The sequence below is a fragment of the Tessaracoccus sp. genome (genome assembly GCF_016714275.1).
Taxonomy (GTDB): domain Bacteria; phylum Actinomycetota; class Actinomycetes; order Propionibacteriales; family Propionibacteriaceae; genus Arachnia.
Genome location: NZ_JADJNP010000001.1, coordinates 1,345,449 through 1,354,178, shown reverse-complemented (window position 1 = coordinate 1,354,178; position 8,730 = coordinate 1,345,449). Strand labels below are relative to the sequence as shown.

The 8,730-nt window shown below is 74.6% G+C and carries 2 protein-coding genes; both read left to right on the top strand.

Annotated features, from left to right (window positions below; genetic code table 11):
- Nucleotide 1: 1 nt before the first annotated feature.
- Entirely contained in the window at nt 2-2,980 is a 2,979-nt protein-coding gene (locus tag IPJ61_RS06295; protein ID WP_297104238.1) for a hypothetical protein, read from the top strand.
- A gap of 13 nt (nt 2,981-2,993) precedes the next feature.
- Nucleotides 2,994-8,723 carry a hypothetical protein gene (locus tag IPJ61_RS06290; protein ID WP_297104237.1) on the top strand — a complete coding sequence of 1,910 codons (5,730 nt, stop codon included), beginning with the start codon at nt 2,994-2,996 and terminating at the stop codon, nt 8,721-8,723.
- Nucleotides 8,724-8,730: the final 7 nt, after the last annotated feature.

Sequence of the window (8,730 nt, the reverse complement as noted above, 5' to 3'; positions counted from 1 at the left end):
GTTGCCCGAGTACAGCTTCCTGCCGTGGTCGCGGCGGGGCGTCGCCACGCAGGTCGACCAGGTGGACCATCTGGGCGCGACCCCGGACGTCGGCCCGAAGGACCGCGCAACGCTGACCGCGTCGCTGACGGTCGAGTCCGTGCCCGTCCCGGGCGCCCCGACGATCGCCCCCGTCGCCGTGAGCCAGTCCGTCGCGCTCGTGGGGCCGGGCGACGTCAAGGGCTTCCGTCCCGACTCGGTGCTGCGCGTCATGCCGGTGGCCGGCGGCCTCACCGCGACCCCCGGCGAGCTCGCCTACGTCGAGTTCTACGACGAGGACTTCCCCTGGCGGTACACGCCCGCCAAGGCGACGGCGGACCACCGGCTGCGGCCGTGGATCGCGCTGCTCGTGCTGGCCCAGGGCGAGTACACGGTGACGCCCGTGCCGGGCGAGGTGGCCATCCTCACCGTGACCGACGCCGCGCCGCTGCCGAGTCCCACCGAGACCTGGGCGTGGGCACACGTGCAGGCGCACGGCGACCTGAGGGGCGGAGACCCCGGCGCCAGGCTCGACGACCGGGTGAACGCGGCCCCCGACCTCGCGCTGTCGCGGCTGCTCAGCCCGCGGCGGCTGGAGCCGAACACCGGCTACCGGGCCTTCGTGGTGCCCGCGATGGAGACCGGCAGGCTGGCGGGGCTCCGGATGCCGGCGAAGCCTGGAACCGTCGCGGCGCAGAAGCCGGCGTGGGGCCAGGGGCAGCCGCGGGTCTTCCCCGTGCTCTACGACTGGACCTTCCGCGCAGGGGAGGTCGCCGACTTCGAGTCCCTCGCGCGGCGCCCGAAGGCCTTCCGTGCCGAGGCGGACGGCTTCGGCACCCGCGACCTCGACATCTCGAACCCGGGCGCGGGCGTCGAGGTGGCGCCGGACACCACCGTCGGCTTCGAGGGCGCGCTCGCTCCTGTGGACTTCGCGGGGCGGACGCCCTACCCGGGGTCGCCGGGCGCGCCGGTCAGCGACCAGCTTCGCGACCTGGTCGACCTGGCCGTCGACGTCCGCGGCAGCGGAGCCGACGCCGGCGAGGACCCCATCGTCACCCCTCCCGCCTACGCGAGGAAGCACGCGGGGCTGGCGCGGGTCGCCGACGCCACCTCCGCCGAGACCCGCTGGGTGGCGGAGCTCAACCTCGACCCGCGGAACCGGGCCGCCGCAGGGCTGGGCGCCGAGATCGTCCGCCGGCGCGACGAGGAGTACATGGAGCGCGCCTGGGCGCAGGTCGAGGAGATCGAGGCGGTCAACCAGCGGCTGCGCGAGGCCGACCTCGCCATGACCGCGAGCGACCGCGTCTACGCCAAGCACATCGCGCACGCCGGCCCCGACCGGGTGCTGGGCCTGAGCGCCGGCATCCAGTCGGCGTTGCGCGCCGCGGACACGGGCGCGACGACGATCCGCGGCGAGGTCGACGCCAGCCGCGTGCCCGCCGCCGCCCAGGCGCCCGCCTTCCGCCGCATCACCCGCCCGGCCCGGCCGCTCATCGCCACGCTCACCACCACGCCCGGATTCGGCATCGAGACCGGGCTCCTCTCGCGGCTCAACGAGGACCCCGGAGCGGCCGCGGCCGTCTCGGCGGCCCCGCCCGCCCCCGATCCCGTGCTCGGCGTGGCGCCGACGCTCGTCATGCAGGCCATCGACGCCGTCGCCCAACAGGTGCCCCGCGGCCGGGACGTGTTCCCCGTGCTTGTCGGGGAGGAGGTCGAGGCGCGGCGGCTCGCGGGCACGCTCGCCGGCCTGACCGTCGCCCAGCTGCGCGCCGCCGCCCGAAACAGGCTGGACGCCGCCTTCCCGGCGGTCGACACGGCGTTCGCGGATCTCCGCACCGACGCCGTCGCACTGATCGACGCGGTGACGGCGGTCGCCCTCGGCGTCGGGAACAACCCCACGACGGTGCGGATCACGGCGGCCGCGTTCGCCGATCACTACGGCACCAACATCGACGGCAAGAGCTACCTCGGCACCGTGATCGCGCCCGCCTCCGGCCTCGCGCCAACGACCATCGCGCCCGCGGCGGGCCTCCAGAACGCCCAGGACTTCCTCTCCGCCTTCGGCGGACTCACGGACCTGGCCGATGCGCGGCCCATCCCGGGTCCCGCCGCCGCGCTCTCGCCGCTCACCGCGCTCGCCGCCCAGGTGTCGATGCAGTTGGCACCGCAGGTGACGATCCTGGCGAAGGTGGCGTCGGTCGTCGGCGGCGAGGAGGAACTCGCGGCCGGTCTCGCCGAGGACCACAGGCTTACGCCGGTGATGGCCTATCCCACCTTCGACGACGCGCTCTTCGAGCCCTTACGCCTGCTGGGGCAGGACTACATCATCCCGAACATCGGGGGCCTCCCGCCCGAGTCGATCTCGCTCATGGTGCCCAACGTGCGCTTCATCGAGTCGATGCTGGCCGGCGTGAACACCGAGTTCGCGAGGGAGCTGCTCTGGAACGAGTACCCCACGGATCAGCGCGGCACCTACTTCCGGAGGTTCTTCGACGCGGGCGACGCGGGCGCCGTCCGGCCGCCCGACATCCCGGTGCTGCCCGGGTGGAGGAAGGATCTGGGGACCAACTCGCCGCAGCTGTCGGGGCTGCTGGTGCTCGTCGTGCGCGCGGAGCTGCTGATGAAGTTCCCGGACACCGTCGTCTTCGCCCAGCGCGCGAAGTGGGTCAACGGCGGTCGCACCCTGGACGTGAATGGCGAGGTCCGGTACCCGGTGATCCGCGGCGGGCTCGACCCGGACGTCTCGCTCTACGGCTTCGAGATGACGCCGGCGGAGGCCGCGGGCACCGCGACCGACGCGGGGTTCTTCTTCTGCTTCATGGAGCGCCCCGGCAAGCCGCGCTTCGCGGCGCCGACGACGCCCGGTGTCCCTGGCGCCACCGCCGCGCACGTCGCCTCCGTCCTGTGCAAGAACCCGGTGTGGCTCGCCAGGCACGCCACCGACATGCTGCCGGCCGGCTGAGGAGGGAGGCGTCATGAGCACGAACACCGTCGATTGGTCGACGTTGACCGCGGACCCCGCCACGAGCGGGGCGGTCGACACGCTCGCGGCCCTGGCCGCGGGATTCGACACCCAGGTGCCGGCCGTCCTCCTCCCGCTGCGGGTGGAGACGCGGTTCGCCACCGTCGAGGTGCCCGACGACACGGACCACCTCGGCGAGCTGCTGCAGCACATCGATGTGCTGAACGCCACCCTGAAGAGGCTGCAGGCCCGCCGCTACGGGACGACGCTCGTGGGCACGGTCAAGGAGAAGAAGGAGTTCAAGACCAAGGTCGAGGCGCCGCTCGTCCAGGCGGCGTCGGCGGATCTGGACCAGGTCTCGGCCGCGATCGAGGCGATGCGGCCGCACCTGGAACGGCCGCTCCTGACCGGCTCTCCGGCGCAGAGCAAGCGCCTCGCGTCGGCGCTTCCGGCCGCGCGGGCGGCGCTCGAGGCCGGGGTTGCCGCGCTCTCCCAGCTCCGCTCGGAGTATCAGCGCGATCAGCAGGTGAGGCGGCTGGAGGCCCAGCGGGCAGACGTCGAGCCGATGTTCCGCACGATCGAGCAGCGCGTGGCGCCGACGGTCAGGACGCTCCCGGGCCGCGGCGTCCCCGCCACCGCAGGCCCCACCCGCACCGTCCACCAGTTGCTGGTGCGGATCTATCCGGAGCCCCTCGCCGTCGACAGCCACGAGGATGGGCTCACCGACCTCGAGCTCTCCGACGGTGCCGTGTTCTGGACGGCCACGACGGCGGCGGGCGCCGACGAGCAGCTGCGCCTCGGCGCCTGGCGGGCGCTGTGCATCGGGCGGAGCACCAGGCGGGCCGCGTGGATCGCCCGGGTCACCGAGCCGGCGGAGCCCGAGGAGACGGCCCCGACCCCGGGCGCCGAGGCGGCCGCCGCGATCAACGCGGCCCTCACGGTGATGGAGAAGCGGCTGTCCGGGCTGGACGCGGAGGCACCCGTGATCCGGGAGCGGCTCCTCGAGCGACGCCCGATCGACCTGCGTCCGCGTGACGCGCCGCCCGCGAAGTCGCTGGGCGCGCGGCAGATCTCCGCCGTCGAGAAGGCGCTGCAGGTGATGGAGTCCTCCGTCGAGACCACCGTCGCTCTCGCGGAGGCGGCGCTCGCGCCCATCCAGGCGCGGTTGCAGACCGTGCTCGCGGCGGTGGAGGGGCTCGCCAAGACCTTCGTGGACGTTCCCGCGGAGTGGGCGCGCCGGCTCGGCCTGCTGGGTCGTGCGGTGCGGCGGATTCCGGTGGAACCGGCCCCGGAGCCGGAGATCCCCGGCGTCGGCCACCGGACGGGCACCTGGACCAGGGCGGCGTCGTCGTCGGTGCTGCCGCACCGCTTCGCCGTCTTCACCGTCAACGACGGCATGGCGGTCAAGGTCGGCGCGGGACGGCCCATCCCGCCGGAGCTCGCGCTCGGCCTCGACCCGGGCACCGACACCTTCAGCCTGGAGGACGGCCTCCTCGTCGTGCCGGACACCATCCGCTGGATGACCGACTTCGACGAGGCCGAGGCCAAGGGCATGGCGCTGAGGCTGACCCTCACCCCGGAGGAGGCCGCGCGCGGCTTCGACGAGCTCCTGGTGCTCGGCCTCTCCGACGGCGACGCGGCCGACGGCGAGGGGCGGCTGACGGCCATGCTGGAGGCCCACCACTACACCGGGGAGGGCCTCTCGCTGCTGTCTGTCGGCACGCCGACCAACAACACCGAGGACGACCAGGCAGGGTTCTCGACCGCCGATGACCCGGACGCGGCGTACGCCATCGAGCGCGGACCCTCGCTCGTCGCGGCCCAGGACTCCGACGGCGGAAGGCTCGCCGCGGCGCTCGGCATCGCGCCCGACGTCGTCGCGCACGTCGCGGGCGCCTCCGCGACCGATGCCAAGGACGCGCAGCTCGCCAACCGCGTGCTCTACCCGGGCACCGTCGGCCATGCGCTGGAGGAGCTCGTGCCCGGGCTCGTCAGCAGGGACGCCCGCGACCGGCTGCGCAGCTACGCGCTGGGCGACGTCTCAGGACGCAGCCTGCTGCCCGCCGTCCGGGTGGACGACCAGCCGTACGCGCTGCTGCCCGCGCTCGCGCTCAGCCGCGTGAAGTCCGACCTGCGGGACTCCGGCCTCGGCTCCGCCGCGGCGGAGGAGCGCGCCAAGCAGCAGAGGTTCGAGGACACGCTGCTCGCGCTGTTCCGGCACCTGCACCGCGACTGGTCGGACCTGCGTCGGGGCGCGGACGGGCGACCCGGGGTGAAGCACGTCCAGAGCCCCGAGGTCGGAGAGCCGGGCTTCGACGCGCAGCAGCACTTCCTGGGGATGCTGGGGCTGGAGGCGTCATCCGTGGGGGCCGGCTACCGCTTCTCCGTCAACGTGGCCGACCGCGGCGAGGCGCGGGGTCAACCCGACCTCGGCCTCGGGTTCGGGGTTCCGCCGAAGGACGGGTCGACGAACCCGGCAGCGAACTTCGGGCCGTTCGCCCTGATGCAGCACCTGGCGGGCGTGCTGCGGCTCGCGTTCGACGTCCCGGCCGCCGTCCCGCCGCGGCACCCGACCACCGGCGGCGTGCCGACGGAGTGGCAGCCGGTGTACGAGCGGATCAGGACGTCGCGCGCCTACGGCCTCCGGCTCCTGACAGGCCTGCGGCCGTTGCTGGGTCAGGTGGCGACCGCGCAGGGCACCGGCACCGGCCGATGGATTCTCAACCTCTTGGACCTGTCGCTGGACCAGTTGCGCGCCCGCACCGAGCAGGACCTGTCGAACGTCGGGCTCGCGGAGCTGCTGGTCCGGCACGCGCTGCTCGCCGAGGCGCGGCGCGCGGCCGCCGAGATCCTGGTCACCCGAGGCCTGCTGACCGACGCCGAGGTCGCCCTGCTCGGCACGTCGTCGATCTACCAGACCTGGTCGAACGGCACCCTGTCGCAGACCTCGTCCTGGGGGCTGCTCTTCGAGACGACCGACCAGCTGGTCCGGGTCTCGGGCTCGGGCGTCGGCATCCCGCCCGATCTCCAGAACCGTCTGATGACGGGCGTCGTCGCGCAGCAGGCGCCGCCGGTGATCGCGGAGCACCGCGCGGCCGTCCAGGCCTTCGCCGCCCTGCCCCCGGCCCGGGTGGCGGCGCTCACCCGCGAGCACCTCGATCTCAGCAGCTACCGGCTCGACGCCTGGGTCGGCGGGCTCGCGCACCGTCGCCTGCGCAGGCTGCGGGAGGTGCGCCCGCGCGGCGCGCAGGTGGGAGCGTACGGCTGGCTCGAGAACCTGAGGCCCGCGCCGACCGTCCCCGCAGCCACCGGCGTCCCCGCCGCGCTGGCCGACCTGCCGGGCCGGCCGCTGATGCGCGACCTGTCGGGGGAGGGGTTCATCCAGACGCCGTCGCCGTCGCACGCGGTGACCGCCTCCATCCTGCGCGCGGCCTACCGGTCACAGACCGCGGAGGGGTCGTTCGGCAACGAGATGTCGGTCAACCTGTCGTCGGGCAGGGTGCGGGTGGCGCTCTCGCTGATCGACGGCGTGCGCGCGGGCAACGACCTCGGGGCGCTGCTGGGCTATCGGCTGGAGCGGTTCCTGCACGAGTACTACGCCCGCCCCGACACCCCGCACATCGTGGAGCTGGACGCGGCGATCTTCCCGCTCCGCCGCGCCTACCCGACGGTGGCCGCCGTCAACCCCGACACCGCCGCGGTGACCGAGCCGACGCGCTTCGTCGTCGACGGTCTCGCGCTGGTGCGCGCGGTCCTCGGCTGGGTCGAGGAGCACGCCGCGGGCGCCACCGGCACGCTGTTCCAGACGCTCGCCTCGCGCCCGGCGGGCTATCCGTGGGGGACCAAGCCGGGAGCCCTGCCCCTGCCGACCGAGCCGGACAAGCTGACCGGCGTGCTGCGGGGAATCGACGCGATCGCCGACGCCCTTGATGCGCTGGGCGACCTCACCACCAGCGAGACCGTCTATCAACTCGCGCGCGGCAACCACGCCCGCGCCGCCGCCGTGCTGAGCGCGCTGGCGGAGGGCACGGCGATCCCGCATCCCGAGGTGACCGAGACGCCGCGCACCGGCCTGCCGGTGAGCCACAAGCTGATCCTGCAGCTGCCGGCCGTCGCGGCCGCCCCCGTCGCGGGGCCTCCGGGGTGGGACGCGGTGCCGCTGACCGCGCGGGCCGCGCTCGAGCCGTCGGTCAATCACTGGCTGGGCGGCCTGCTCGGCGACCCGGCCCAGATCCGCGTCCGGCTGGCCTCCGACTCCCTCACGCCGGGGGCCGCGCTGCCCGAGGTATCGGTGGCGGAGCTCGGCCTGCAGCCGCTCGACCTGGTCGCGCTGCTGGCCGATGGGTTCGACGCCGCGGTGGGGTCGCTCACCGCCCGGGTGCTCGACCGGCTGCGGCCCGCCGAACTTCCGCCCGACCAGCCCGGAGTGGTGGTCTCGGACGGGCCGCAGACCACGGTCACCGACGCGTGGCGGATCGAGCCCGCGCGGGCCGCCGCCTGGGGTCCCGCCATCCGGAGCATCACGGACGTCGCGCCGCTGCTGGAGGCAGCCGTCGACCTGCTCGGCACCTCGAAGCCCGCCACCGCGGCGGACTACGCGGCGCCGGAGTTCACGGCGACGGCGGGCGACGGCATCGACGTCGCGGATCTCTCGGTGCGCGTGCGGCGCCTGCTCGACGGCGCGATCGCCGACGTGCTCCGCCTGGCCCGGCTGCTCGCCGACGATCCGACGCTGGACCCTGTGTTCCTCGACGACGAGGACCCGGCGGTCTGGCTGGGCGCGCAGCGCGCGGCACGGCCGGACGGCGGGGCGTGGCTCGACGGGGTGTGGGCGGGGCGCGACGCCTGGCTCGACGCCGCACGGGCGGCCCAGGCGTACGGCATCCGGGTGGGCCTGCCGCGGCGCTACCTGTCGAGGGTGCAGGTGAGCACGGAGCTGCTGCAGTCGGCGGAGGTGGCCTTCCTCGACCTCGCGGCGCGCTGCCGCGCGGCGTCGGCGACGCTCGCCGCCGCGTCCGATCCGAGGCCCGCCAGCGCGTGGACCCAGGCGGCGAAGGACCTGCTCGGCGACGGGCTGACGCTGGTGCCGCGGGTGGGGCTCGACCCCGTGCGGGCGGACCTGCAGACCGCGCTGGACGCGCGCCTCGTCGGCCCCGACGAGGTGGACGGCTGGCTCGAGGGCGCCGCGGCCGTGCGGCGGGGCGCCGCGGACCTCGCGGACGTGCAGGTGTTCGCCGAGGCGCTGGGCCGCGGCGCGGCGACCGGGGCGGTGGCGCAGCTGCCGCACGTCGACGACGACCCGTGGGTGGGCGGGGCGCTTCCCGACCCGTCCGCGCTCACCGGCAAGGTCAGCGTCGTGATCTATGGATCGGGCAACCTGCCCGCCGTCGGCTCGTCCGGGCCGGCGCTGCTCGTCGACGAGTGGAGCGAGACGGTGCCTTACCGCGAAGAGGTCACCGGCGTCGCGCTGCACTACGACCAACCCGACGCGACCGCCCCGCAGGCGATCCTGCTCGCCGTCGCGCCCGTGCGCGACCAGGCCTGGACGCTCGCCGACTTCGCGGCCACCCTGCACGACACGCTCGAGCTGGCCCGCAACCGGACGGTGGAGGTGGAGCACATCGGGGCGAGCCGATACGGGCAGTTGCTTCCGCTGCTCGTCGGCGAGGTGGTGCCGAACGCCGCCCACGAGGACGTCGCAGGCGACCGCGTCATCCTCGACTTCCATCAGAACAACCCGTAGGAGCTCC

What these genes read in the sequence shown, in the direction of transcription:
- IPJ61_RS06290 (WP_297104237.1), top strand. Translation starts at nt 2,994, where the DNA reads ATGAGCACGAACACCGTCGATTGGTCGACGTTGACCGCGGACCCCGCC.